Origin of the sequence: Psychrobacter sp. H7-1 (assembly GCF_904846585.1) — a bacterium.
In the GTDB taxonomy this organism is placed as follows: domain Bacteria; phylum Pseudomonadota; class Gammaproteobacteria; order Pseudomonadales; family Moraxellaceae; genus Psychrobacter; species Psychrobacter raelei.
The window spans coordinates 25194-50063 of the sequence record NZ_CAJHBH010000021.1; the positions used below are offsets into that span (position 1 = coordinate 25194).

Sequence of the window (24870 nt, forward strand, 5' to 3'; positions counted from 1 at the left end):
AATCCATATTATAATCATCCAGACAAGGCTAAGCATAAGCGCTCATAATAAAAATAAAGCCATTTTAGTTCACTCACTTTGACACTATTAAGTATATTGATAATGATAAATTCCAATAGCATCACCATTACCACCTACAACATCCATAAAGGCATGTCTCCGCTCAATCGCCAAGTTGTGACCAAGCAAATAGGCATGGCTTTAAAAGACTTACACCCTGATATCTTATGTCTACAAGAAGTGCAGGGGCAAAATCTTAAACGTATGGTCAAATACAACGAATACCCCAATCAGTCGCAACATGAGTGGTTTGGTGAATATCTAAACTGCGCACATAGCTATGGTAAAAACTGCGAATATGAAAATGGTCACCATGGCAATGCAGTGCTCAGTCGTCATCCACTTGACCCCAAGCACAATGTAAATATCACTGTAAATAAGCTTGAGCAAAGAGGCGTGCTGCACTGTGAAGTGTTGCCTTTGGGCTGGTCTGAGCCGGTGGTGGTGCTGTGCGCTCATTTAAATCTGTTAGAGAATGATCGTCAAAAGCAGTATAGAGCCATTGCTGAGTACGTCAATGACACCATTGATCAAAGCCGCCCCCTTATCTTAGCGGGTGACTTTAACGATTGGAAAAAAGTCTCGTGTCAAAGATTGGCGCATGAGCTTAATATGACAGAAGCTTTTATGCAAAAACATAAAAAGCTGTTGCCCACTTATCCGGCTAAGCTGCCGGTACTAAGCCTTGATCGTATCTATGTACGTAACCTAAAGGTTAAGCGGGCTTGGGTGCATAAGGGCAAGCCTTGGTCTGAGCTATCGGATCATTTACCCATCAGTGCTGAGCTGAGCTTATAGGGGACAATAAACCTCAAGCATTAACTATCAGCTAAAATGATAAGCCAATAAAAAAGCCACCCAGATAACTGAATGGCACCTTTTTATGCTTAACGGTTCAACTTTTTTGTCTCAAGCGTTGTAAGCTTATAGACCGGTCTAAGACTTAGGTTTACCACGGCCTCGGCTACTACGGCGACGAGACGGTTTTTTGTCTTCCCCATGTTTAGCGCTGCTGTTTTGAGCCGATGGCTTTTGTTTAGCGTTGGCTTTACCGTCTTTTTTGGTTTGGTTCATGGCGCTGGCTTTAAGCTTGGCAATAAGCTCAAAGTCAATTTGCAATAAGTCCATGTTGACCGCAGCCACTTTAATACGTACTAAGTCGCCTAGACCATAGACCATACCTTTGTCTTGGCCGATAAGTTGCTGCTGCTTTTCATCATAAACGAAGTAGTCTTTACCCACGTTTGAGATGTGCACTAAGCCATCAATAAATAATTCAGTCAAATTGATAAATAGACCGAAGCTGGTGACTGTGGTGACCACACCATCAAACTCTTCACCCACATGATCTTTCATGTAGTGGCATTTTAACCAGCTCTCAACAAAGCGCGAGGCTTTTTCAGCACGGCGCTCCGTATCTGAAGTCTGCTGACCGGCTTCTTCTAGCGTAAAGTCCATTTGCGGTTGTTTTTTACCAGTGACTTTGGCCTTAATAGCACGGTGCAGCATTAAGTCAGGATAACGGCGAATCGGTGAGGTAAAGTGTGAGTATTCATCATAAGCAAGACCGAAGTGACCGATGTTGTCCGGTGAGTAGTTGGCCTGCATCATAGAGCGCAGCAGCATGCTGTGAATACTCACCGCATCTGGACGATCTTTGGTGGCTTCGATAATCCGCTTGTAGTCCGCCTGAGTGGGGTTTTCCTCTGGGAAACTGATACCGAAGTTTTTGGCGTATTCATGCACTGTGCGAGATTTCTCAGAATCTGGCTTATCGTGATTACGGTATAACACGGGCAGCTCATTTTTAAGGGCAAAGTTAGCAGCACAGGTGTTGGCCAATAACATAAGCTCTTCAATCAGCTTGTGCGAGTCACCACGGGTACGTGGCACGATGGCATCAATGCCGCCTTCTTCATTAAACTTAATATAAGTCTCAGGTGTCTCAAACTCCATCGCATTGCGCTCTTCGCGCTTTTTAACCAATACTTTGTATAGCTGATGCATGGTATCGACAGATTTTTTAACGTCTTTATTGCCTGTTAAAGAGTCTGGGACATTTTCCATATTACCGTCAAAGTAATCATTGACTTGGTTATAAGTCAAACGGGCTTGAGAGTGCATCACAGAAGGGTAGAACTCATAACCGGTGATATTGCCGGCGCGCGATAACTTAATATCGGCGACCATGCATAGACGGTCAACGCCTGGGTTCAATGAGCACAGGCCATTAGACAATACCTCTGGTAGCATCGGTACCACATGATGTGGGAAATATACAGAAGTACCCCGCTCGAAGGCTTCATGGTCTAATGCTGAATTGGGGGTGACATAATGGCTCACATCGGCGATGGCTACTACCACACGGTAGTTACCGCCTGGACGCTTCTCCGCATATACCGCATCGTCAAAGTCGCGTGAATCTTCACCATCAATGGTGACCATTGGCAAGTCGCGGATATCAATGCGGCCTTGCAAATCTTTCTTGTTAGGCTCTTTATAACTATTGGCTTGCTTGATAACACCTGCACCAAATTCGCTTGGGATATCATAGTTAAGTAAAGTGGTTTCAATAATTACCTCACGGTCATTATCATCATCCATCACGTTAACGATTTTACCCGTGGCAAATTCGTGTTGAGTAGGCCAATCGATAATGTCGACTTTTACCGCAACACCTGGCTTGGCATTCACTGCCTTGACATTGTCTTCGGTAACGGTAATCGGTTGATGATTGTTGGGGCTTGCCAAAGATACGGTATAGCCTTCATCATCTTTTTCTAAGGTACCGATAAAGTGGGTCTGTTGGCGATCGATAACCTCAACAATACGCCCTTCAGTGCGGCCACGATTATCGGTGGTGGTGCCGATAGCATTAACGGTATCGCCGTTGAATACCCAGCGCATCTGTTTTTCATGCAAAAACAAATCTGGCATGTCATCAAGTACTAAAAAGCCGAAGCCTTTGGCATGCGCTGATACGGTACCTGTGACCACATCTTGCTTTGTCACAGCGCGGTATTTATAAGGTCTACCTTCACGGTTGACTTGGCCATCACGGGCCATGGCCTTTAGGCGGTTGCCTAAAGCGTCAAATTGATCTTCATTGTCAATCCCAAAAGATTGAGCCAATTGTTTGTGAGTAAGCTCTCCTTGATCGGCCAAGGTTTGCAAAATAAGCAAGCGGCTTGGGATAGGATTTTCGTAGTTTTGAGCTTCTTGTTGTGCGTTAGGATCGTTCCAGGTCATATAATACCGTATGAGTTATTTGTGTTTTAATTTAAATGTAAGGGTGGTCTGATAGTTCAAGTGATTTGATAGTTAAATTGACCAAGTCAGTGTTTATAAATAAGGTGACTGTGTTGGTCTCACAACCGATTTTTTCGTGCTAAGTTGAGTAGCCATATGGGCTAATAAACACGGTTTGGTTTAATAGCGCTTTTATTAGGTACTATGTGATTAACTATATAAGTGATTCATTATAAGTCAGTACAGGGTAGGGGGTATTGAATCGCTTATTAACCCGGTGGCCCTTATTATTTGCTTTTTTTAGCATGTGTACTTATTTTAGCGTGTGTACTTAGTTTGTACTGAGTCTTATAGATAGTCAAATGAAGGTTTTTGTACCATCGAAGCTATATTAACATAAAAAAAGCGTTAATAAGTATGAGCAACGATGATACTACGGGTTAACTAACGTAAACAAAGCGTATTGATTGTGACTGCTTGATTTGCTGCCCTCACTAAAGAGATTGCATTTGTAGTGCAGTTGTCTTGTAAGATTAAGCCATCTAGCCTTGTATGTTGATGTGGCCAGCTTGGTTTTTTTGTGAAATGAGCGTCATTTGACACAAGTTAGCCGCCTCCCACCACAGTTAGGCCTTAAAAAGTCAAAGCCCCACTGTAATCAGTAGGGCTTTGATGTTTCGTTGATGAAAACTACGAAGAGCATGGTGGCTTATTCAGCTTTGCTTTTTTCGTCTAAATAACGACCGATTTCATCTTTAAGAGCCAACTTACGGCGCTTCATTTCCTCGATTTCTTCTTCACGGCTAACTGACTTAACTACGTCATTTTCAAGCTTACCAATTTCAGTGTCTAATTCGTTGTGTTCTTTGAACATTTTTTGGAAATGAGAGTCTGTGTTTTTAAGTTCAGAGATTAAATCACGGTGTTCATGGAACATAGCGTAGTCCTTATTTTCTTGGTTTTATAAACTAAATAAAGCGCTTATCTTAATGTTAAAAGTAGCACCCTATTTAGTGCGAGAGTTTATATTTATTGTTGGCTTTAACTAAATTGTACCCAAAATTGTTGCTAAACACTATGCCTAAAAGCGGTTATTTTGCCAAAATTACAATACTCCTTATCTCATCCATTATTAAGGTAATGGCCTGACCAAAGGTGCATGATAAGCCAATGTATTGTTTTGAAATACAAAACGTTTAATCTTAATCGTTTAGTTTTATAAATTGCAGTGTTGAGGTTTATCCGCTTGCCGTTTGGGGCGCAAGCTTCGATAATAGAGGTATGAGATAACACGACAATCAGTCAATGGGCTGGCTCATTAATGTCGTGTTTCACCCTTTTTGGTAATAAGACAGCAAATAAAAATTAGATAAGGAGCTTACCATGTTAGACCAAGGTTTATTAGATGCAGTAAAAAGTTACAGTGAAAATATGACTCACCCCATTCGCTTCGTGATCGGTCAAGGTGACCATCCCAAAAAAGCCGAATTGGTAGACTTTTTAAAGCAGATTGCCGGTACCACCGACAAAATTAACTTTGATGACGCTGCGACCGATGACAGCTTACCTAGCCCAATTAGCTTCAAGATTATCTCTGAAAAAGACAGTGGCCATAATGAGACAGGTATCGTATTTAGCGGTATCCCAGGCGGGCATGAGTTTACTTCACTAATTTTAGCCATCTTACAAGCCGGTGGTCACACGCTGAAGCTTGATGACAGCATCCAAAAAATGGTGAAGCGTATCGCTCAGCCCTTACAGTTCCAAACTTACGTTTCATTGTCATGCCACAACTGTCCAGAGGTTGTACAAGCATTAAACCAGTTTGCCTTATTAAATGACGGCATCAGCAATGAGATGATTGATGGTGGGCTGTTCCAAGAGCAAGTAGAAGCCAACAACATTCAAGGCGTGCCAGCGGTATTTTTGAACGGCAAACCCTTCTTAAATGGTAAAGTAGATACGGCACGTATCATTGATAAGCTACAAGAACAGTATCCGGATTTATTGGCCGCACCTAGTGAAGAGGATGCTGAACAGTTAGAGCGTCAAGATGTGACGGTTATCGGTGGTGGCCCAGCAGGGGTGGCATCAGCCATCTACAGCGCACGTAAAGGTCTTAAAGTTACCATCGTTGCTGATCGTATTGGCGGTCAAGTAAAGGATACCCAAAGTATTGAGAACTTAATCTCCGTGCCTTTAACTACCGGCAGCGAGCTGTCAGCAAACTTTGAAAAACACTTGGCTGAATATGACATTACCATTAAAGAGCACGTCAGTGTGAAACAGCTGAGTGAAACGGAAGATGAGAACTACCGCATTCAGTTAAATACCGGCGAGCAGTTTGAAACGCGCAGTATTATTATTGCAACCGGTGCTCAGTGGCGTAAGCTAAATGTACCGGGTGAAGAGGAGAACATCGGTAGCGGTGTGGCTTACTGTCCTCACTGTGACGGTCCTTTCTTCAAAAGCAAAGATATCGCGGTTATCGGCGGTGGCAACTCAGGTATTGAGGCGGCGCTAGATTTGGCCGGTATCGTCAAAAACGTGACTGTTTTTGAATTCGCTGATGATTTAAAAGCGGACCAGGTATTGATTAATAAAGCCAAGTCAATTGATAACATTAATATCATTACCTCTGCTGCCACCAAAGAGATTAAAGCGACAGATGGTAAAGTGACTTCAATCGTTTATGAAGACCGCACAACAGGCGATATCAAAGAGCAGGACCTATCTGCGGTATTCGTTCAGATTGGCCTAGTGCCAAACTCTGATTTTGTTAAAGGCTTTGTGGATGTGAACCGCTTTGGTGAGATTGAAATTGATGAAGCGTGTAAGACCGATCGCCGTGGTATTTTTGCAGCAGGTGATGTGACTACGGTACCGTTTAAGCAAATCAACATTGCTATGGGCGAGGGGTCCAAAGCGGCCTTATCAGCTTTTGAATACCTAGTAATGCAGTAAGCCTTTTTATAAGCGTGGGCTAAAAAATAGCTCTGTTTTAACTCAAAAGCCACCGCAGCTATCTATAGTTGCGGTGGCTTTTTTGTGGATAATTGTGGCTCATACAATAAAGCAAATAGCAATAAAGCAAATAAAGCTTTAGTTAGTCGTCTAGCTTATCCATTTGCTTGGCCGCTTCGTATAAGCCATTTGAGCGATTGCCAGTGCGGCAGAACATCAAAATAGGCTGCTCGGCTTGATTGAAATAATCGGCGAAATCTTCAACATGTTGCATATTTAACTCATTACCTGCAAATGAGATTTCTTTATACGCAACTCCAGCGGCTTCAATCTCAGCGCTGGTGGGCTGGTCTACAGCTTCTCCATCAGGGCGGTTGTTAATGATGGTTTTAAAGCCTTGATCGGCGATTTGTTGAACTTGTTCTGGGGTGATCTGACCTGAGAAGCTGACTTGATGTGACATAAGAAATCCTTATTAACAATAAAATTATGTTTTTTGATGTTATAAAATAATCATAAATACGTGCTATGCGTAACCGGTGACGTCAATATAACTTATAGCAAACCTTGCATCAATGCACTTTGGTAAAGCAGCTTGGCACGATGGCCAGAGCCACAAAACAGCATAATAGGTTTTGGTAGCGCGTGATATTGCTCCGCAAAGCGTACGACGGTAGCACGGCTAAGACGCTCTTCATCGAAGGGAATGTGGACATACGCTAAGTCTTCTTGCTGAGCGGCGACACTTAGCGCTTCACTTGAGGGCTGATGCTCAGTCTCAAGGTCTGGACGAATATTAATCAGTGAGCGATAGCCCATCTGTGACAGCTTTGCGCACTGAGTAGGGTATATTTGCTTATAGATAGTTAACGAGTCGCTCATAATTTTGTGTGTCTAATAAAAGTAAATGGAGGCCACAGACTTTGAGCCGTCAAAGCTTGGGCTTGTGTTAATTTTAGCGTGGTTTTGAACACCAGGTAGTGCTTAATTCGCCTAATGAAATTCTTGTTGCTGCACAGTAGGGTGCTGGTCGTTATGAAGATTGTCATCGGTGAGCAGGTTAATGGCCTGAACGGTACTCAAAAATACACGTCCAGATAACTCAGTAATCACCGCTGTTTGTTCTATAACATCCATCACCGGCCCCTTAATAAAACTGTAGTGCAAACGCTTATTGTTGGCCACCAGCTCACGGTTTAAGGTGATAAGCATCTCTTGTGCCGTCAAGTCAATGTGGTTGACTGAGGACATAATCAGTACCAACTCAGAAGCTTTAGGGTGGTGGTTGAGCGCTTGCTGGATTTGGCTATGCACTGACTCACTATTACCAAAAAACAAGCTTTCATCAACCCGCATAATCAGTAAATTCTCGTAGGTAATCACATCATGGCGATTTACGTTACGAAAATGCTCGGTGCCTAGTAGGCGGCCTACTACGGCGATATGAGGCTGGCTTGACTGCCAGATTAAGCCAGCAAAAGAGACAATAATACCGATGACCAAGCCCACATTAAGCCCAAATAGCAGCACCCCAAAAAAGGTGGCTGAAAAGCTTAATGCATCCAGACGATCAGTTTTCCAAGCGCTTTTAAAGGTGGCAAAGTCAATGAGGCTAATAATCGAGGCCATAATCATTGCACCGAGCAGCGCATAGGGCAGCGGCGCTATCATTTGGCTCAAAGACAATAGCGCGATGACCATGACCACCACACTGACCACACTGGCCAAAGGGGTCTTAGCACCAGAGTCGACATTGATGGCTGTGCGGGAAAACCCGCCTGCTACCGGAAAGCTTTGGCTAAAACCGCCGGCAATATTGGCCAGACCCAGTCCTCTAAGCTCAGTATTGGCATCGAACTTCTCGCCGCGCAATCGGGCATAGGTACTGGCGACTGAGCTGCTGGAGATAAACACAATAAGCGCCATCAAGCCTGCGGTGGGTAATAAGGTGGCAACTTGTGAAAATGACTCAAATTCAGGCACAGAGAAACTGGGTAAGCCGCTTGGGATTTCACCAATAGTGCGAATACCTCGGCTTGCCCACTGACCCAAGTAACTTAAGACAATGGCTACCACCACCAGTAGCAGCGGAAACAATCGTCCAGCCCATTTTGCCTGAGCCTGCGGTAGCCAAGATTCCCAGACATAAGCACTGGCATAGCGATTTAATAAAAACAGAACAAAAGCGGTAGCACCAATTAGCAAGGTGGGCAGATGTAAGCTGTTTAACTGGCTAAACATGGAGATGGCATAGCCTGGCAAGGTATTGCCGCTGACTGCAATATTGGTTAAGTATTTTATCTGGCTAATAAAAATAAGCACCGCCGCCCCACTGACGAAGCCTGCCGATACCCCGCGGCTAATAAACTGCATGATCCAGCCAAGCTTCAGCTTGCCGGCGAGCCATAATATACCGCCCATCATCAGTGCCAATAAGCTGGCAAGCATGATGTATTGCAAACTGCCCTCAACTGCCAGACCATGCAGGCTACTGGCGGTCATGATCGCAGTAATGGCAACGGCGCCGAGTGCTTGTACACTGCTTGAGCCGACCCAGGCGTAGACCAAAACTGGCACGATTGAGGCATATAGCCCGTACACAGGGGGCAATCCCGCTAATACAGCGTAGCCGAGGCTTTGTGGAATGACCAAGATACCAACCACAATACCGGCGATAATGTCAGCGGGTAGGCGAGAGGGGCTATAGTCTGAAACCCAAGCGGGAATCAGCTTTTTAAGCCAGTCTTGCTTTGTGTGCGGGATGAGTGAGGTCGGCTTGTCAGTCACTGTGGCCTCTTACAGATGGCGAGATAAGTTAATATACTTAATTGTATAATATAACAGATGGCGCAAGATAGCTTGAGATAATGAGTAACGGTTATTTTCAAAGTGATAACTCACCCCAGAGTAGGTGGTGACTTTGTATCAGTTTTTTGCGCTAAGCTGGCAAGTTTGATAAATAACCCCCATTATAGAATCCTAAATAAAATATATAGTGCTAAATAAAACCAATATCCAAGGCAATAAATCAAACATAAACTGCTGTTATTACAGGCGTTAAACCATAAGAGGTAATTTATCATGACCACAGCACAATCACGACACTTGGTTTGTCCTCACTGCTCAGCCACCAATCGCATTCCTGCTAACCGTATCAATCAAAATCCAGTATGCGGCAAATGCCAAAATGCCTTGCTAATAGGCAAGCCTGTGATATTGAACGCTCAAAGTGCCCCCAAGATCATCCAAAAAAACGAGGTGCTAACCATCGTCGATTTCTGGGCCAGTTGGTGTCAGCCTTGTCATATGATGGCGCCACAGTTCGAGCAGGCCGCAGCTCAATTGCCGCATATTGTCTTTGCTAAGCTGCAAACCGATCAGTTTGAGCAGACCGCAGCACCTTATGGTATCCGCAGCTTACCGACTATGGTGGCTTTTAAAGGCGGAAAAGAAATTGCCCGGCAGTCAGGCGCCCTGCCGAGCAATCAAATTGTGCAATGGGTTCAGTCTTTGAGCTAATTTAAAATCTGATTGGGTTAGGCAAAACACACCTGACCCAAGACCACTGTCTTACTGGCACCGGTAACTGCAGGCAGGTTACCGGTGGCACCCATGATGGTCTGACGTGCAAGCCAAGCAAACGCCATGGCTTCTACCCAAGTAGGCGCAATCCCAAAGTCTGCGCTGGTCAGTATTTGCCAGTTTGGCAATAACGCAGCAAGACGCTTAAGCAAATAAGCATTATAAGCACCGCCACCACACACAATCAGCTCACCACCTGTCATATCAAGTCGAGTCGCTTCTGCGGCAATGGCATCGCTTAAGCTACGGGCACTCAGCTCAGTTAATGTAGCCTGCACGTCTTGCGGATGCAGTTGGGCGTGAGTCTGCTCGGGTAACTGTTCAAGCTGCTGCTGTAACCAGGAGAGATTGAAATCTTCACGTCCAGTGCTTTTGGGCGTGGGCTGGGTAAAATAGGGGTGACTCAGCAACTGATTTAACAGCTCATCATTCACTTGTCCTGACTGCGCCCACTTGGCATCTGTATCGTACAGCTCATTGTCTTTGAGGCTCTCATCAAGACTTGGCGCATGGTATTGGTACCAAGCATCAAGCAGGATGTTGGCCGGGCCGGTGTCATAACCGATCACCGAAGCTGCTTGCTGCTCAGCTGAGCCGGCTGGCAGCACCGTAATGTTAGCAATGCCGCCTAGATTGACGACGATACGGTGGCCACTATTGTGTTGTGACGGCTCTAACGGCGCACCAAACTGGTCTAAATGAAAAGCGGGTGCCAGCGGCGCGCCTTGTCCACCCACCGCCATATCGCGGCGGCGAAAATCGGTGACCACACTAATACCGGTGCGCTCAGCGATGATATTGGGATCGACCAACTGTAAGCTAAACCCTAAGTTGGGACGGTGACGCACAGTCTGACCATGACAGCCGATGGCTAAGATGGCCTCAGGACTAATGCCTGACTTTTGTAGCAGCTCATTGACCACGGTACTGGCAAATTCGGCATACTCTCGGCTCGCCCAGCCAAACCACTCAAGCTCGCTGTGTGGCTGCTGATCCAAAATAATGTTTTTTACTGGATAGGCAAGCTGGGCGGTACCATTGGGTTGGCACAGTGCCAATAAGGTCTCACGCAGGTGTTCAGGGAAGGGCTGTGAATGGGTGACCACAATTTTGTCTGCTGCAGCATCTGTAGCCTCTGCGCTATCAAACTGACAAATCACGGCGTCCATACCATCTAGGCTGGTGCCTGACATCATGCCAATGTAGTAGCCGCTATCGAAGCTCTCAAATAGGGTGTCTGATAAAGCAGACTTTAAGTCTTCTAGATGGCTTTCATGATGATCTAAATGTTCTAAAGAGCTGTCTGAGGGGGGTAAAGAATGGTCTAAAGAGGGTGCGTCAGTATGTGTCATAGGCCTGCTACAGTAGTTGCAATAAAAAAGGGTAGGCTGCCAAAAGGCAGGACTACCCTATTATAGCAAAAGGCGCTTAGTTAAGCTTTTTATTGAAGTTTAATAAGGGGCTTACCATAATCTACCTTATCTGCATTATTGACCAAAACTGCCTCAACAATGCCATTATCTTCACTCAGCACAGGCATCAGTTTAGATAAAACATCGATATAAGCCACAGTTTGACCGACTTGGACGCTATCCCCTGGCTGTACTAATGGTGCCGCAGCCGCATCTTTTCCCAATTGAACATAACCCACATAGGTTGAGGTGATGTGTTTGGCAGCAGGTTTGTTAGAGTCACTCTCCTGTTGATCTGCGGCGGCGGTACTATTTTTAGCTGTGGCACTATTTTCAGCTGTAGCACTATTTTCAGCTGTGGCACTATTTTCAGCTGTGGCACTATTTTCAGCTGTAGCACTATTTTTAGCTGTGGCATAGCTTGCAGTACTGCTTAGCTGCGATGGGCTACGATTCACCACAGTAATGGACTGAGTGCCCTCACTGATGGTAACTTGCTGTACTGAGCTGTTGGCAACTTTTTTTACCACAGCTTCAATGGTCGTAATGTCCATGTTGCTCCCTTTTTCTCTTCATAATAGGTGCGAAACCATTGTTTTAGGTTTATATCGTTAGGCAAAACTTAGCGATCTTGTTTAACCGGTGATGTAGTTTGCAATAGTAATGACGCTTAATACACTCATGATAAGCGCAATGATCCAACCAAAAGCGGCAATCCAAATTGGATGCTTATAGCTGCCCACAATATTGGAGCGATAAGCGGCAATCAGGATAATAATCATAGCAATAGGTAATATCAGACCATTTAGTGTACCTGCCAAGACCAATAACTGAGCAGGTTTACCCACGGTGGCGAACACAAAGGTAGAGATGAGGATAAAGCCAATAATAAAGTAGCGGCTGTTGCGCTCGATAAAGGGATGAAAATTACTCATAAACGAGACGGATGTGTAAGCTGCACCAATGACAGAAGTAATGGAGGCGGCCCAAATCACAATACCAAAGATAATCTTACCGGCATTGCCTAAAATATGCTCAAAAGGTGACATAGCCGGGTTCGATGGATCGAGCGATACACCCTTAGACACCACACCCAATACTGCTAGGAATAAAAAGACACGTACAATCGACGCTATTAAAATACCTGATACTGAACTGCGAGTGACAGACGGCAGGTTCTCTTCACCACTGACACCCGCCTCCAACAGACGGTGAGCACCGGAGAAAGTGATATAACCACCGACCGTACCACCCACCAAAGTTACGATGGCCATCGCATCAATTTTGCTAGGCATAACAGTCCGAGTCACCGCTTCAGCAAAGGGAGGATTTGATTTGAACATCACATAAATAATCAAAATCAGTAGAATAAAGCCCATCAGCTGAGTAAATCGGTCCATCATAGGTCCCGCTTCACGGCTTAGGAAAATGGCTACCGCAATTACGCCACTAATAAGGGCGCCGGTGATGGGGGAGATGTTGAATACAGACTGCATACCCAAACCTGCACCACCGATGTTACCGATGTTAAAAGCCAGCCCGCCAAGCACGACCAAGAAAGTAAGTAAATAGCCAACCCCTGGGAATACTAAGTTAGCCACTTGTTGTGCGCGCATCTTGGAGACAGCGATAACACGCCAAACGTTAAGCTGAACCCCAATATCCATAATGATGGATATTAAGATCACAAAGCCAAAACTTGCCATTAAGCTTTCGGTAAAGGTAGCGGTCTGGGTCAAGAATCCCGGCCCTACAGCGGAGGTCGCCATTAAGAAAGCGGCTCCTAATATTGCGGTGTTTTTCTTTTTTAATGCTGTCATAAACATCCTTGTTGTCGGTGAGCTATCAGGAGTAGTCTTAAAATATTTTAAGGTCAAAGGGGGGGTTACACACTCAAATTAAAATCATCAGATACAAATGAGAATACCTTGTTGCTCAAGCTTTTGCTTAATCTCAGCTGCGAACTGCACAGCATGCTCACTGTCACCATGGAGGCAAATACTTTGGGCTTCCACAGGTACTTGAACTCCATCTACACTGGTCACGATGCCTTGGGTAATCATTTGTAGAGCGTGCTGTGCTGCTTGGGTCGCATCGGTAATCAGTGCATTGTCTTTGCTTCGGGCAACCAAAGAGCCATCGCTTTCGTAGTTACGATCAGCAAAGACTTCGGAGATTGAGGTTAAGCCATGAGCCTTAGCGACGCTGATTAGGTAACTACCCGATAGCCCCATAATTGCTAGGCTTGGATCAAAGTTTTTGACCGCATTGACAATAATTTTAGCCAACTTCTCATCCTTAGCCGCCTGATTATATAAAGCGCCATGCGGCTTGACATAACTTAGCTTAACGCCAACCAAATCGCACATGGCTTTTGCTGCACCCAGCTGATAATGAATCAGGGCACGGCACTCTTCTTCTGGTAGCTGCTGTGCGGTGCGCCCAAAGTTATCTCTGTCATCAAAGCCAGGATGTGCCCCGACTCGTACATTATGCTGTTTGGCCAGTTTTAAGGTTTCAAGCATGTGCTGATACGAGCCGGCATGTAAACCACAGCTGACATTAGCAGAGCTAATAATATTCATTAAAGCAATATCTTGGCCACAGCCTTCAGCCACATCTGCATTCAAATCAATAGTTTGCAGTTTATTAACAGGTAAATTAGTGGTCATAAGCATATTTCCTAATACGTTCAATATAACGGTGTCTGTCTTGACGGGCTTGTATTGCCTCTTGTATAGAGACCATTTTAAATTGGCATTTTTGGCCAAAACGGGTCTGTGCCATCAGTCCAATATCCGCCTCAATAATGGTGGCAATCTTAGGGTAGCCACCTGTCGTTTGGGCATCGGCCATTAGCACAATGGGCTGGCCTTGAGGGGGCACCTGAATCATGCCTGCGGCCACGCCATGCGAGCTCATCTCTGACTTTTGAGCAAACTCAAGTATATTTTCACCAATACAGCGATAGCCCATACGGTTGCTGCTGGTATCGACTTGCCACAGCTGATTCTCAAAGTTGTGTTTGGCAGACTCAGTAAAGTGGTCGTATTCACTGTTGGCAATAACGCGGATTTGGGGCGCGCTGCTATCAAGATGGGAAGCTGGCATGCGAGGAGCGGCCACGCCAATCTCGCTGGTATGCCTATGTGTTGAGTCTAGTTTGGCGACTTTAACGCTATCTTGTGGCTGCAAAAACCGCCCGTTTAAGCCACCAAATTCGGCCTTAGTATTGGTGCTTTTTGAGCCCAGAACAGCCTCAATATCAAAGCCGCCTTGCACTGCAAAATAGGTATACATGCCTTGCAGGGGGCGCACAAGCTTTAAGGTTTGTCCAGCCTGAGCCGTAATGCGCCAATAAGCGTACACCCGCTGCTCATCGAGATAGGCCTCATACAATCCCCCAGTCAAGCAAAAGCAAGTATTTTGCTCGAATTGCACGCTAAAGCTGCCTAAAGTAATTTCAATGGCAGCCGTATCTAATGGGTTTTGTAATAAAGCATTGGCAGCTTTTAATGCCCAAGGATCCATGGCTCCATTTGTGCCCACGCCTAGGCTACGAAAGCCAAAGCGCCCCAAATCTTGAAAACTGGCTAAGGCATTTGAGGCTAAAATCTTCATAATCAGTGGCCTATCCCTTGTTTACGAGTAATGAATATCAAGCACCGTGAACTGCAGAGTATCTCCTGCACTCAGTGCGGTCGGCGGGTTTTGTGTCAAATCAAACAGCGGCATCTGAGTACGCCCCAGCAATTGCCAACCGCCTGGGGAGGAGAAGGGGTATACCCCCGTTTGTTCACCGCCAATACCGACCGAGCCTGCTGGAACCTGAGTACGCGGTGTCTCTCGCCTTGGGAAATAAAGCTTTTCTGATAAGCCGCCCAAGTAAGGAAATCCTGGCTGAAATCCAATAAAGTAAACGGTATAAATTGCCTCGCTGTGTAGCTTTACCACCTCTTCTACAGACAAGCCTAACGCCTGAGCCATCGGCTTTAGGTCAGGGCCATATTCGCCGCCATATTGCACGGGTATCTGAATATGCTTGCCTTGAATGCTTTGACCCTCTGTTTGTTTTATCAGCTGTGTTAGGTGTTGTTTTAGCTCATTTAGCTCAATAAAAGTTAATGGCTGGGTAAAAACGCTCAAAGTATTCATACCAATGACGACTTCGGTCACCGTCAGCAGCTTGCGAATACGATCAGCCAAAGCCCAGCAAAGCTGCTGCTTTTGTAGGGTGATAGGCTTAGCAAAATGTAGCGTTAAATTGGTCTCACTACACAATTGCCAAGTGGGCTGGTCAGGGCTGTTGAGTTCAGCATTACTGATCAAGTTTGGCATGCCTTAAGTCCTTTAAGGGTTGATAATATAGAGTCAATTAAATATTTTGCTCAATCCACTGTTCTAAATAATGGATACTAACCTCACCTTCTTGAAAGCCTTTATCCTCAAATAAGCGCTTATGTAAAGCTAAATTGGTATCAATGCCTTCTATGCTAGCTTCCTTGAGTGCTGCTTGCATATAATTCACTGCCGTGGCTCTGTCTGCTGCATAAACACATATTTTGGCCACCAGACTGTCATAAGAGGGGGGAATCACTGAGCCTGACTCAACATGACTGTCGACACGTACGCCCATACCTGCAGGGAAGTGGCAATAGCTGATTTTGCCGGGTGTCGGTAAAAAGGTGTAAGGATTTTCGGCATTAATTCGGCATTCAAACGCATGGCCAGAAAGCTTAACGTCAGTCTGTTGATACGATAAAGGTAGACCTGCAGCTACGGTAATTTGAGCTTGGACAATATCAATACCACTCACCAACTCGGTGATGGTATGCTCCACTTGAATGCGGGTATTCATCTCGATGAAAAAAAACTCGCCATTTTCATATAAAAATTCAAACGTACCCGCACCAACATAGCCCATTCTCTTGCAGGCATTAACGCAGGCCTCACCAATTTGTTGACGCTGTGATTCACTGATACCTGGAGCAGGGGCTTCTTCAATCACTTTTTGATGGCGGCGCTGCATTGAGCAATCACGCTCACCTAAGTGAATCGCGTGGCCTTGGGTATCGGCCAAGACTTGCACCTCGATATGACGTGGTTTTTGTAAATAACGTTCAAGATATACCACAGAATCACCAAAGTTGGCTTCCGCTTCACTCTTGGTCATTGCAATGGCTTTAAGCAGCTCACTTTGTTTGTCGACCACACGCATACCACGGCCACCGCCACCACTGGCCGCTTTAATAATCACCGGATAGCCCACCTTCTCGGCGAGTGCCAATACCTCATTTTCAGTTTCTGGCAAGGCGCCCTCAGAGCCAGGGACACAAGGAACACCCGCTAGTAGCATTTGTTTTTTGGCTTCTACTTTGTCGCCCATTTGACGAATGTTTTGTGCAGTAGGACCAATAAAAACCAATCCTGCGTCAGTTACCGCTTCAGCAAAAGCGGCGTTTTCGGCTAAAAATCCATAGCCGGGGTGAATGGCTTCAGCACCGCTCATGAGTGCTGCTGAAATGATGGCTTCTTGGTTTAAATAACTTTTAGGAGCAGGTGCAGGGCCGATACAGACACTTTCATCCGCTAATCTTACAGCAAGCGTATCTTTATCTGATTGAGAATATACCACCACTGATTTAATGCCCATTTGTTGACAGGCACGGACAATACGTAGGGCAATCTCACCCCTATTGGCTATCAGAATTTTTTTGAACATATCAGCTTCCTTGCAGAGGCAGGTTAAAGGTTAGACAGGGTAATAATGCGTGTCATAAAATGATAAATGAAGCAGAGGGTACGAATTTGCTTTACAGCGTGCGAGTTTCAAATAAAGGCTGATCAAATTCGACCACATCACCTTCTTTGATTAATATCTTCTCGATGACACAGTCAGTCTCCGCTTTGACTTCATGCATAATTTTCATCGCTTCAATCACACATAGGGTATCACCAGCTTTGATGCTATCACCAACGTGAACAAACACCTCAGCATTAGGCTCAGGGCGTAGGTAAAACGTGCCCATCATCGGCGCGATAACGGTTGTCTTGGTGGCCAAGTCATTAGATTTTGCAGTGTCTTGATCACAAGAGGGCGTAGCAGTTGATGAGGCTGCGGGGATATTTTGAGTCTGTGCTTGGGTATTTGTGACATGATGAGTGGTAGGGCTATGCGCTAACTCAGCGGTATTGGCTAAGCTTGCCGCCTGACAAACAACATGTATGCGCTGAGATCCATCCACCACTTCTAATGATTGAATATTTGAGCGTTCAGCGAGCGCAATTATTTTTTCTAAATGATCAAAATCTATATTCATTATGATTCCTTAAACGCAAAACACAGTTAGAAGCAACGACATACAGGTTAGTCAATTAACAGCTGTCTAGTAAAAATCCTGCAAATAGCACAAAAACTACAACGCCAAACCCGTTGGGCAAAGACGGCCTAAAACCACCTAAACAATCATTAAAGGTTAATATAATAAGCGTATGGATTAAGTAGATTCGTTTAACTTGAGCTATAAATTATCATAGCTTATAAAAGACAAAATATAAAATCATCTAGACAAATTATCGAAAAAAAATTGTTTTTTTTTACATCCGAGGTTTTTGACCTTAATAAAATTTTTTTTAATAGCGCCAAAAATAGAAATCAAAACAGACAAGCTTTTGCCAAATCTAAGCCCAAAACGGCGACTAACATAGCTTTTTGCTAAATTCTTCATTAAAATCCTAGCATTCATTTTTTATACTCATTAACATAGTCTTGATTAGACTGTCATTTCCTATTCATTACCCAACTATTGAGGCAATTATGAGCCAAGCGACATCAGAACAATCATCAAGTCCATCCAATGCTTTAAGTCTAGACGAGCAGCTGGCTATCATTAAGCGCGGCACTCATGAGATTTTTTCAGAAGAAGATTTGGTGGCCAAACTAAAGCTGGGCCGTCCCTTAAAAATTAAAGCCGGCTTTGACCCCACCGCCCCAGATTTACACTTAGGGCATACAGTACTAATCAATAAATTAAAGCATTTTCAAGATTTAGGCCATGAGATCTATTTTTTGATTGGGGACTATACCGCCAAAATTGGTGACCCTTCTGGTAAGAATACTACCCGTCCACCGCTTACCGATGAGCAGGTGATGGCCAATGCTAAGACTTATGCTGAACAGGTTTTTAAAATCTTAGATAAAGAGAAAACCAACGTAGTATTTAACTCACAGTGGTTCAATGACATGAGCGCCGGCGATATGATTCAGTTGGCAAGCCAGTTAACCGTATCGCGTATGCTTGAACGTGATGACTTTGCTAAGCGCTATGCCTCACAAACCCCGATTGCTATCCATGAATTCTTATATCCATTAGTACAAGGATATGACTCAATTGCGCTTGAAGCGGACGTTGAGATGGGGGGGACTGATCAGACCTTTAACCTATTAATGGGGCGCACCTTACAAGGCCGTTATGGCCATGAAGCGCAAGTGTGCATTACTGTGCCTATCTTAGAGGGGTTAGATGGCGTTAATAAAATGTCAAAATCACTTGGCAATTACGTCGGTATCGAAGACGCACCGGGTACCATGTACCAAAAAATCTTATCTATGCCAGACTCACTTATCCATCGCTACTTTGAGTTTTTAAGCTTTAAGCCCATGAGTGAAGTGGACGCCTTAATGGCTGAGATGGCAGCCGGCCGTAATCCGCAAGAGATTAAACGCATCCTAGCTGAAGAGCTCATCGAGCGTTTCCACGGTGCCGAAGCCGCTGCCAATGCGCACAAGTCAGCCGGTAACGTCTTAGCCGATGGTGAGCTGCCTGTTGATTTACCAGAGGTAACTTTAGAGCTAGAGGCTGGTCAAGAGGCGTTATTTATCACTCAAATCTTAAACCAAGCAGACTTGGCCAAAAACAGCGCTGCTGCCAAAGATATGTTAAAGCGCAATGCAGTGAAGGTAGATGGTGAGGAAGTAAACGCAGGCTTTAGCCTAACTTCTGGTCAATCGGTAGTTATTCAGGCCGGTAAAAAGGCTTTTGCTAAAGTGACCATTGCTTAATAAGTGGGCCGTCTTAAACCTCGTAAATGAGTCTGGGTATCAAGCACTTTGCAAGATGCTCAAGGCTCTTTAAACTCTAAATCATTATTGAGCAATAACCATTAATGGTAAACATAATGATGCCAAATGCGCCCATATTAACCACTGCTAAAGTACGGCTTGAACCTTTAACTCAAAAGCATGCCACTGATTTGGCACACGCCTGCCAAGACGGAAAACTGTGGCAAACAGTCTATACTTTTGTGCCCGACCCTCAGTCGATACCTACTTATATCGCTACAGCAAATGATACCGAAGACAGAATTGCGTTTGCGGTCATAGATATGGCTACCAATCAAGCAATTGGCTCAACCAGTTTGTATCGAATCAGACCAGACGTTAAGCGGTTAAGCATTGGCTATACTTGGTATGCCAAGTCGTACTGGCGCACCCATGTAAATACAGAGTGTAAGTTGTTGATGTTAACCTATGCTTTTGAAGCGCTAGGCTATCAGACGGTGGGGTGGTGTACCGACATCATCAATACGCAATCTCAAAATGCCATTGAACGACTGGGTGCCAAAAAAGACGGTATCATTCGAGGCGATAGAATACGCCAAGATGGCACGATTACAGATTCGGTGTTTTATAGCATGACTGCTGATGAGTGGCCACAAGCCAAAACACAACTTGAAGAGAAACAAAAACGCTATGAGTGAACATCATAACAATCACGTGCCCCAAGGTATCTATCAGCATTACAAAGGCAATCTGTACCAAGTATTACACACCGCGCGCCATTCAGAAACCGAAGAGGCAGTTGTGGTCTATCGCTGTCTTTATGGCGAATATGGCGTGTGGGTAAGACCCCTAGCTATGTTTACTGAGACTGTGCAGCTCGAAGGGCAGACTGTACCGCGCTTTAAATTGATACAAGCTTTAGCCGATTAATTGTTTATTGCCAATGGCAAAGTTTCATTTAGTAGATGTAGTAGATGTAGTAGATGTGGCTTTAGGACACTAATCTGCTGATGACGTAATGTCACCTTGTTAATTATCCTGATTTCATGGCCCAAGTCTTGTTGTCCCAATTAAATAAGGCAATCAGACTCAGGGGTGCCAGTACGCTAAACCAAATGCCATAAGTGATTGAAATACCTTGATGTACCATCGTGTAGCTTAAGGCTAGGATAACCAAGCTTGCCAGTACCGCAACCATATTGTGACTCGAATTACGGCACATGAGGGCTCGTAATGTAATTAAGGCCAATAAAAAGCTTGCTAACTGCAGCATAATCATCGCCATGGTATAGGACTGAGAGATGCCTTGAGCGGTTATTTCACTAGTTTCATCAATGATTTCGGTGACCAGCTTTAGGGTGCTGCCCAGACCGGTCAACGCCGCAAAAATAAAGAAATGACCATAACCAAAAAATACAAAGTCATGGCGGCGACGCTCTTCATCCAAGATGTCATCGAAGGGGATGCTAAAATATAGCCACCATACAGCAAATAATAGCGCCACTAAAGCTGAGCCTGAAATTATAATGGCAAAGGCTGAGTAGGCCGGACTGATTAAAAAATGCAAAATAGTCTGACTGACGCCCAATATACCTTCCCCAAGCACAATAATGGTAAGTAACCCATAACGCTCTGCAATGTGACGGGGATGCCAATTATCAAATTGCTCTGAGCGGGCCCAGATGGGCATCAACAGCTCTGCTGTAATGAATAAAAATAAGGCAGGTTTTTTTATAGCAGCGGGCAAAAACAACCAGCTTATCCACATCAGTTGTAGAGTTATGAGACCAAAGATACTGCGGCCAGCTACCTTCTTGTGGCCTGGCACATGGCGATATACTCGCCACCATTGACTACAGCTGGCCAAGCGCATGATGGCGTAGCCTGCAACCCCAATCCAGATCAGCCCTTGCTCGAAGAATTGGTGGATATTGGCGGCAATCAGTAACGAGCCAAACATCTGCATCATGACCGATATCCGATACGGCAAGTCATCAGGGTCGTAGCCGGAACCAAACCAAGTAAAGCTAGACCAGGCATTCCATAGAATAAAAAATGCCACGGTAAAGGTAATAAACCCTGCATACTCATGTGCCAATAAATCTTTATACAGTCCCTGAGCTGCCGCAGAAATGGCAATCACGTACACCAAGTCAAATAAAAGCTCAAGCGGGGTTGAGGCGCGGTTAGGCTCATGGGTATCTCTTGCCGAAATAGGCCAAATATGGGGTAGGCTCATCTATTTTGATACTCCGGTCATCTGTAGAAAAACGATAATCTTGACTTATTGAAACACAAAAAGGCGCCACTGTTGAGTAGCGCCTTTTTTGGGCCTGTGCTTTGGATGAACTAGGTTGGGTCTACCCTAAAGCAGCCTTGACCAAAACGTGATGAAAGCCTGTGGTTATTAAGACTTTTTGTTGTCGTCTTTTAGACCCGCTTCGATCTGGATTTTTAGTTTAACGTCTTTCATCATACCGCCGTCAGTGTAAGTGTTAATACCCCACTGAGTTCTGTCGATAGTGGTTTCAAAGTCACCACCACAAGTTTTTGTTTCTAAGATTGGGTTATCGTAGCAGTTAAACTTAGTGGCTGTTAAAGTAACTGGGTGTGTTTGGTCAAGCATGGTTAGCTCGCCTTTGACTGATTTTACTTTATCGCCATCAAATTCCCATTTGGTAGATTTGAAGTAAGCAGTAGGGTACTTTTCTACGTTGAAGAAGTCAGCAGATTTTAAGTGCTTATCAAAAGGCTTAAAGTTGGTGCTTAAGTTGTTCATAGGAATGGTAATACCCACAAAGCCTTGTTTTTTCTCAGGAGAATAATCTACCACACCTGTTAGACCGTAGAAGCCGCCAGCGTTCGTGGTGGTACCAAAATGGTCTACAGAAAAGCGAGCATTGGCATGGGCAGGATCAATTTCATAAAGCGCAGCATTGGCAGCAACGCTTAAAGAACCTAGGCCAACTACAGTGGCAATAGTAAGCGTTTTTTGAATTAGATTCACAGTACATTCTCCTGTTATAAGTTTTATAAGGTGCGATTATAAAGTCATCAAATCCATCATCAGTTAGATCGATAAGCAGTCGCATGAAAAGCTACACTAAGTGAGACATATCCTATTGAACAGACAGCCCTTGGTTAGGCATCCTAAATCTATAAGGGGTACTTATATATAGCGCTCACTAGTTTAACAAATATTTAGTAAATTTGGGATAGCTAAAACCACAAAACCAACAGTTTTGGTTGTAGTTTGGTTATAAGCTGACATTTGGTTAACGACTAGGGGCCACCTTGCGTCCCATTAAGGTATTGGCTACCCAAGCTGGACCGATTAATAAAAATTGTAAATCTTCAAAAAAAGAAGGTTTTTTACCTTCAAGCTTGTGACCGATAAATTGTCCAATCCATGCCACTACAAATACGGCGGCCCAAGCTTTAAAGCCAAGAGGAAGTAAAGCGATAGCGGCCATACTGATCAGCATAAATATGCCCATGGCGATAAATAAAGGGGTTGATAAGCGCAAATAGAACACCGCAACCAGCATGGCCGCCACAATGGTAAACCAAGCGGCCAGCGACATGCCCATGCCTAATATGCTGACAAAAATTGTCGGCACACACAGCCAGTGTATTTTTTTATTAATAGGGTTTTGGTGGCTAACGGCATAATCTGCCAGCCATTGATCTAAGCTACGCTTTTCAGAGCGTTTACGTGATGTCATTCTAATATCCTTATTAGTAATGAGGTAGAGAGTGATAGCGTGCACTATTGACGGCTTATAGTCATTCATTATTACAATAAGCCACCTTAAAGTAAACTGCTGTCTTGTTGTTTGGTTAAAACAGGATTTTATTACCCAGGCGATGTGTTGACTTTTTGGCGCTTAGACCCCATTTAAGAGGGTCATGACTGCTGCAAAGGGCGCTTGGATTTTGGCTAAGATTTCATCGCTTATTTGCCTCTCAATTATATTTAAAGGAAGTTAACGTATGATGCGTATTGGCCTGTTTTTATTGACCAACTTAGCAGTGCTGGTGGTATTTAGTATTGTGTTTGGGATTTTATCCAGTGTTTTTGGACTGGGTTCTGTCCATGGAGCAGGGGGTCTAAACATTGCCAGCCTAGCCGTAATGTGTGCGGTATATGGCATGATCGGTTCTATGATTTCACTGTTTTTATCCAAATGGATGGCAAAACGTTCTACGGGTACCGTGGTGATTGAACAGCCTCGCAATGCCAGTGAGCAATGGCTGGTTGAGACAGTGGCCAAACAAGCCAAAGCGGTAAATATTGATATGCCAGAGGTGGGTATCTTTGATAACGCTCAGCCCAATGCGTTTGCTACGGGCTGGAATAAGAATAAAGCGCTGGTAGCGGTGTCTTCAGGCTTACTGCATACCATGACCCCAGATGAAGTCGAGGCGGTATTGGCACACGAAATTGGTCACGTGGCCAATGGTGATATGGTCACTTTAGCCCTCATTCAAGGGGTGGTTAACGCCTTTGTGATGTTCTTTGCTCGTATTGTCGGCAGCTTTGTAGATAGAGTCGTCTTCAAGAACGAAGATGGCCCAGGTATCGGCTATTTTGTGACCAGTATTGTGATGGATATTTTATTGGGCTTTTTAGCATCAGCGATTGTGATGTGGTTCTCACGTCAGCGTGAGTTCCGTGCAGATGCTATGGGCGCTAAGCTTGCTGGCCGTGACAAGATGATCAGTGCGTTAAATGCGCTGCGTCCGGCCGAAGCACGTCCCGATCAGATGCCTGAAAACATGCAAGCTTTTGCCATCTCATCAGGTCAGACACAAGGCTTTAGTATTGCTAATTTCTTTCGCTCTCATCCCACCCTTGATGACCGTATTGAAGCGTTAAAAAAGTACACGCCAGGCCAGTCTTAAGTCATTAAATCACATAGACCCTATAACGTATCCTCATAAAAAATACCGCGATGAAGATCGCGGTATTTTTTTGTTTACACGATAGCTTTTAGCCCACTTTGTTTTGACTTGCACTACGTTGCCATTCATACAGACCAATAAAGGCATTAATCTGATACACCATGGTTTGGATAGCAAAGATATAGTTACCACTCATTAAATTGACAATGAGCCACACAAAGTTTACGGCAATCCAAATCCACCAGTTAAAGGAATAACGTAAGATCATAGTGGCCTGAGCGGTAATAGACAGCACAAAGGCAAAAACGTTAATCCAATAAAAATCAATGAGGCCTAAAAACTGACTGCCATCATCTTGTACCACAGCGTAGCCCTTTTGGGCTAAAAAGTCATTCACGATAGGGAACATGGCCAGACCAATGGCGATAAAGGCAAGGGTGACTAGCCACACCCATTTGGTCGCAGATTTGGGCACCATATTGCCGTCTGGATCGGTGTTTTTTGACCAATATAGTAGAGCCTTTATAAAAGTGGTACAGTAGTTTTAAAATAAATGAAAAGTAAAAAGATTATGACTTATTCAGCAGACTTTCGAGCTCAAGTGATTAAAAGTGTCGAACAACAAGGCATGAGTAT

Annotated in this window: 23 protein-coding genes and 1 pseudogene; 7 read left to right on the plus strand and 17 right to left on the minus strand. The window is 44.5% G+C overall.

The genetic code is table 11. The annotated features are described in order from the left end of the window. Positions 1-102 precede the first annotated feature (102 nt). Positions 103-858, plus strand: a complete 756-nt coding sequence (locus JMX92_RS07765) for an endonuclease/exonuclease/phosphatase family protein (RefSeq protein WP_201545001.1) — start codon at positions 103-105, stop codon at positions 856-858. Between the two features lie 138 nt (positions 859-996). Here JMX92_RS07765 and rnr read toward each other — a convergent pair whose 3' ends face one another. Both rnr and JMX92_RS07775 read right to left on the minus strand, forming a co-directional pair. Then, positions 997-3309 carry a ribonuclease R gene (gene rnr, locus JMX92_RS07770; protein WP_011961449.1) on the minus strand — a complete coding sequence of 771 codons (2313 nt, stop codon included), beginning with the start codon at positions 3307-3309 and terminating at the stop codon, positions 997-999. A gap of 709 nt (positions 3310-4018) precedes the next feature. Further along, complete coding sequence (locus JMX92_RS07775) at positions 4019-4246, minus strand: YdcH family protein (RefSeq protein WP_011961448.1); 228 nt, start codon at positions 4244-4246, stop codon at positions 4019-4021. A 446-nt stretch (positions 4247-4692) separates the two neighbouring features. Between JMX92_RS07775 and ahpF the strand changes: the two genes are divergently transcribed. Beyond that, positions 4693-6273 (plus strand): alkyl hydroperoxide reductase subunit F, encoded by a 1581-nt coding sequence (ahpF, locus tag JMX92_RS07780; RefSeq protein ID WP_201545008.1) that lies wholly within the window; start codon positions 4693-4695, stop codon positions 6271-6273. A 142-nt stretch (positions 6274-6415) separates the two neighbouring features. Here the strand turns inward: ahpF and JMX92_RS07785 are convergent, their stop codons facing one another. The 3 genes from JMX92_RS07785 to JMX92_RS07795 all read right to left on the minus strand — a co-directional run bounded on the left by JMX92_RS07785 (position 6416) and on the right by JMX92_RS07795 (position 9060). Further along, entirely contained in the window at positions 6416-6736 is a 321-nt protein-coding gene (locus JMX92_RS07785) for a TIGR01244 family sulfur transferase (protein ID WP_201545015.1), read from the minus strand. A gap of 92 nt (positions 6737-6828) precedes the next feature. Beyond that, positions 6829-7155, minus strand: a complete 327-nt coding sequence (locus JMX92_RS07790; RefSeq protein WP_011961445.1) for a beta-lactamase hydrolase domain-containing protein — start codon at positions 7153-7155, stop codon at positions 6829-6831. Positions 7156-7266: 111 nt separating this feature from the next. Continuing rightward, a complete protein-coding gene (locus JMX92_RS07795) occupies positions 7267-9060 on the minus strand; it encodes a SulP family inorganic anion transporter (RefSeq protein ID WP_201545017.1) in 1794 nt (597 codons plus the stop codon). 294 nt (positions 9061-9354) lie between these two features. Between JMX92_RS07795 and trxA the strand changes: the two genes are divergently transcribed. Then, positions 9355-9792 carry a thioredoxin gene (gene trxA / locus JMX92_RS07800; RefSeq protein WP_110817133.1) on the plus strand — a complete coding sequence of 146 codons (438 nt, stop codon included), beginning with the start codon at positions 9355-9357 and terminating at the stop codon, positions 9790-9792. A 17-nt stretch (positions 9793-9809) separates the two neighbouring features. Here trxA and JMX92_RS07805 read toward each other — a convergent pair whose 3' ends face one another. The 8 genes from JMX92_RS07805 to accB all read right to left on the minus strand — a co-directional run bounded on the left by JMX92_RS07805 (position 9810) and on the right by accB (position 17587). Continuing rightward, positions 9810-11207: an anhydro-N-acetylmuramic acid kinase gene (locus JMX92_RS07805; RefSeq protein WP_201545019.1), complete on the minus strand. Its 1398-nt coding sequence runs from the start codon at positions 11205-11207 to the stop codon at positions 9810-9812. A gap of 89 nt (positions 11208-11296) precedes the next feature. Next, on the minus strand, positions 11297-11821 hold the full coding sequence (locus JMX92_RS07810; RefSeq protein ID WP_201545021.1) for an acetyl-CoA carboxylase biotin carboxyl carrier protein: 525 nt from the start codon (positions 11819-11821) through the stop codon (positions 11297-11299). 81 nt (positions 11822-11902) lie between these two features. Next, positions 11903-13087, minus strand: coding sequence for an NRAMP family divalent metal transporter (locus tag JMX92_RS07815; protein ID WP_011961439.1), 1185 nt, complete (start codon positions 13085-13087; stop codon positions 11903-11905). Between the two features lie 87 nt (positions 13088-13174). Continuing rightward, positions 13175-13939, minus strand: a complete 765-nt coding sequence (gene pxpA / locus JMX92_RS07820; RefSeq protein ID WP_011961438.1) for a 5-oxoprolinase subunit PxpA — start codon at positions 13937-13939, stop codon at positions 13175-13177. Next, positions 13929-14888 carry a biotin-dependent carboxyltransferase family protein gene (locus JMX92_RS07825; RefSeq protein WP_201545023.1) on the minus strand — a complete coding sequence of 320 codons (960 nt, stop codon included), beginning with the start codon at positions 14886-14888 and terminating at the stop codon, positions 13929-13931. Before JMX92_RS07825 ends, pxpA begins: the two co-directional genes overlap by 11 nt. Before the next feature lie 21 nt (positions 14889-14909). After that, entirely contained in the window at positions 14910-15605 is a 696-nt protein-coding gene (gene pxpB / locus JMX92_RS07830) for a 5-oxoprolinase subunit PxpB (RefSeq protein WP_011961436.1), read from the minus strand. Between the two features lie 37 nt (positions 15606-15642). Then, positions 15643-16989 (minus strand): acetyl-CoA carboxylase biotin carboxylase subunit, encoded by a 1347-nt coding sequence (accC, locus tag JMX92_RS07835; RefSeq protein ID WP_110817129.1) that lies wholly within the window; start codon positions 16987-16989, stop codon positions 15643-15645. Positions 16990-17080: 91 nt separating this feature from the next. Beyond that, positions 17081-17587 (minus strand): acetyl-CoA carboxylase biotin carboxyl carrier protein, encoded by a 507-nt coding sequence (accB, locus tag JMX92_RS07840; protein WP_201545025.1) that lies wholly within the window; start codon positions 17585-17587, stop codon positions 17081-17083. A gap of 497 nt (positions 17588-18084) precedes the next feature. Here accB and tyrS point away from each other — a divergent pair, with 497 nt between their 5' ends. The 3 genes from tyrS (at position 18085) to JMX92_RS07855 (ending at position 20259) form a co-directional block, all read left to right on the plus strand. After that, on the plus strand, positions 18085-19329 hold the full coding sequence (tyrS, locus tag JMX92_RS07845) for a tyrosine--tRNA ligase (RefSeq protein WP_011961433.1): 1245 nt from the start codon (positions 18085-18087) through the stop codon (positions 19327-19329). Between the two features lie 116 nt (positions 19330-19445). After that, positions 19446-20027 carry a GNAT family N-acetyltransferase gene (locus tag JMX92_RS07850; protein ID WP_227675317.1) on the plus strand — a complete coding sequence of 194 codons (582 nt, stop codon included), beginning with the start codon at positions 19446-19448 and terminating at the stop codon, positions 20025-20027. Next, positions 20020-20259, plus strand: a complete 240-nt coding sequence (locus JMX92_RS07855) for a DUF1653 domain-containing protein (RefSeq protein WP_110817126.1) — start codon at positions 20020-20022, stop codon at positions 20257-20259. The genes JMX92_RS07850 and JMX92_RS07855 overlap by 8 nt, the downstream gene beginning before the upstream one ends. A 103-nt stretch (positions 20260-20362) precedes the next feature. Here the strand turns inward: JMX92_RS07855 and JMX92_RS07860 are convergent, their stop codons facing one another. The 3 genes from JMX92_RS07860 to JMX92_RS07870 form a co-directional block, all read right to left on the minus strand. Then, positions 20363-21568: a low temperature requirement protein A gene (locus JMX92_RS07860; RefSeq protein ID WP_011961430.1), complete on the minus strand. Its 1206-nt coding sequence runs from the start codon at positions 21566-21568 to the stop codon at positions 20363-20365. A 168-nt stretch (positions 21569-21736) separates the two neighbouring features. Then, positions 21737-22336: a YceI family protein gene (locus tag JMX92_RS07865; protein WP_011961429.1), complete on the minus strand. Its 600-nt coding sequence runs from the start codon at positions 22334-22336 to the stop codon at positions 21737-21739. 268 nt (positions 22337-22604) lie between these two features. Beyond that, positions 22605-23054 carry a DUF962 domain-containing protein gene (locus JMX92_RS07870; protein WP_011961428.1) on the minus strand — a complete coding sequence of 150 codons (450 nt, stop codon included), beginning with the start codon at positions 23052-23054 and terminating at the stop codon, positions 22605-22607. Positions 23055-23322: 268 nt separating this feature from the next. Here JMX92_RS07870 and htpX point away from each other — a divergent pair, with 268 nt between their 5' ends. Further along, positions 23323-24234: a protease HtpX gene (htpX, locus tag JMX92_RS07875; protein ID WP_011961427.1), complete on the plus strand. Its 912-nt coding sequence runs from the start codon at positions 23323-23325 to the stop codon at positions 24232-24234. 88 nt (positions 24235-24322) lie between these two features. On the opposite strand, the pseudogene JMX92_RS07880 reads toward htpX, so the two are convergent. After that, positions 24323-24748, minus strand: a pseudogene (locus JMX92_RS07880) (nicotinamide mononucleotide transporter); the annotation flags it as partial. Between the last annotated feature and the right edge of the window lie 122 nt (positions 24749-24870).

Excerpts from the sequence above, each read along its gene's own strand:
- JMX92_RS07850 (WP_227675317.1), top strand. The coding sequence starts at position 19,446 with ATGATGCCAAATGCGCCCATATTAACCACTGCTAAAGTACGGCTTGAA.
- JMX92_RS07805 (WP_201545019.1), bottom strand. The coding sequence starts at position 11,207 with ATGACACATACTGACGCACCCTCTTTAGACCATTCTTTACCCCCCTCA.
- JMX92_RS07855 (WP_110817126.1), top strand. The coding sequence starts at position 20,020 with ATGAGTGAACATCATAACAATCACGTGCCCCAAGGTATCTATCAGCAT.
- tyrS (WP_011961433.1), top strand. The coding sequence starts at position 18,085 with ATGAGCCAAGCGACATCAGAACAATCATCAAGTCCATCCAATGCTTTA.
- JMX92_RS07870 (WP_011961428.1), bottom strand. The coding sequence starts at position 23,054 with ATGACATCACGTAAACGCTCTGAAAAGCGTAGCTTAGATCAATGGCTG.
- JMX92_RS07860 (WP_011961430.1), bottom strand. The coding sequence starts at position 21,568 with ATGAGCCTACCCCATATTTGGCCTATTTCGGCAAGAGATACCCATGAG.
- accC (WP_110817129.1), bottom strand. The coding sequence starts at position 16,989 with ATGTTCAAAAAAATTCTGATAGCCAATAGGGGTGAGATTGCCCTACGT.
- ahpF (WP_201545008.1), top strand. The coding sequence starts at position 4,693 with ATGTTAGACCAAGGTTTATTAGATGCAGTAAAAAGTTACAGTGAAAAT.
- JMX92_RS07765 (WP_201545001.1), top strand. The coding sequence starts at position 103 with ATGATAAATTCCAATAGCATCACCATTACCACCTACAACATCCATAAA.
- accB (WP_201545025.1), bottom strand. The coding sequence starts at position 17,587 with ATGAATATAGATTTTGATCATTTAGAAAAAATAATTGCGCTCGCTGAA.
- pxpB (WP_011961436.1), bottom strand. The coding sequence starts at position 15,605 with ATGCCAAACTTGATCAGTAATGCTGAACTCAACAGCCCTGACCAGCCC.
- htpX (WP_011961427.1), top strand. The coding sequence starts at position 23,323 with ATGATGCGTATTGGCCTGTTTTTATTGACCAACTTAGCAGTGCTGGTG.
- JMX92_RS07775 (WP_011961448.1), bottom strand. The coding sequence starts at position 4,246 with ATGTTCCATGAACACCGTGATTTAATCTCTGAACTTAAAAACACAGAC.
- JMX92_RS07790 (WP_011961445.1), bottom strand. The coding sequence starts at position 7,155 with ATGAGCGACTCGTTAACTATCTATAAGCAAATATACCCTACTCAGTGC.
- trxA (WP_110817133.1), top strand. The coding sequence starts at position 9,355 with ATGACCACAGCACAATCACGACACTTGGTTTGTCCTCACTGCTCAGCC.
- JMX92_RS07810 (WP_201545021.1), bottom strand. The coding sequence starts at position 11,821 with ATGGACATTACGACCATTGAAGCTGTGGTAAAAAAAGTTGCCAACAGC.
- JMX92_RS07825 (WP_201545023.1), bottom strand. The coding sequence starts at position 14,888 with ATGAAGATTTTAGCCTCAAATGCCTTAGCCAGTTTTCAAGATTTGGGG.
- rnr (WP_011961449.1), bottom strand. The coding sequence starts at position 3,309 with ATGACCTGGAACGATCCTAACGCACAACAAGAAGCTCAAAACTACGAA.
- pxpA (WP_011961438.1), bottom strand. The coding sequence starts at position 13,939 with ATGACCACTAATTTACCTGTTAATAAACTGCAAACTATTGATTTGAAT.
- JMX92_RS07815 (WP_011961439.1), bottom strand. The coding sequence starts at position 13,087 with ATGACAGCATTAAAAAAGAAAAACACCGCAATATTAGGAGCCGCTTTC.
- JMX92_RS07785 (WP_201545015.1), bottom strand. The coding sequence starts at position 6,736 with ATGTCACATCAAGTCAGCTTCTCAGGTCAGATCACCCCAGAACAAGTT.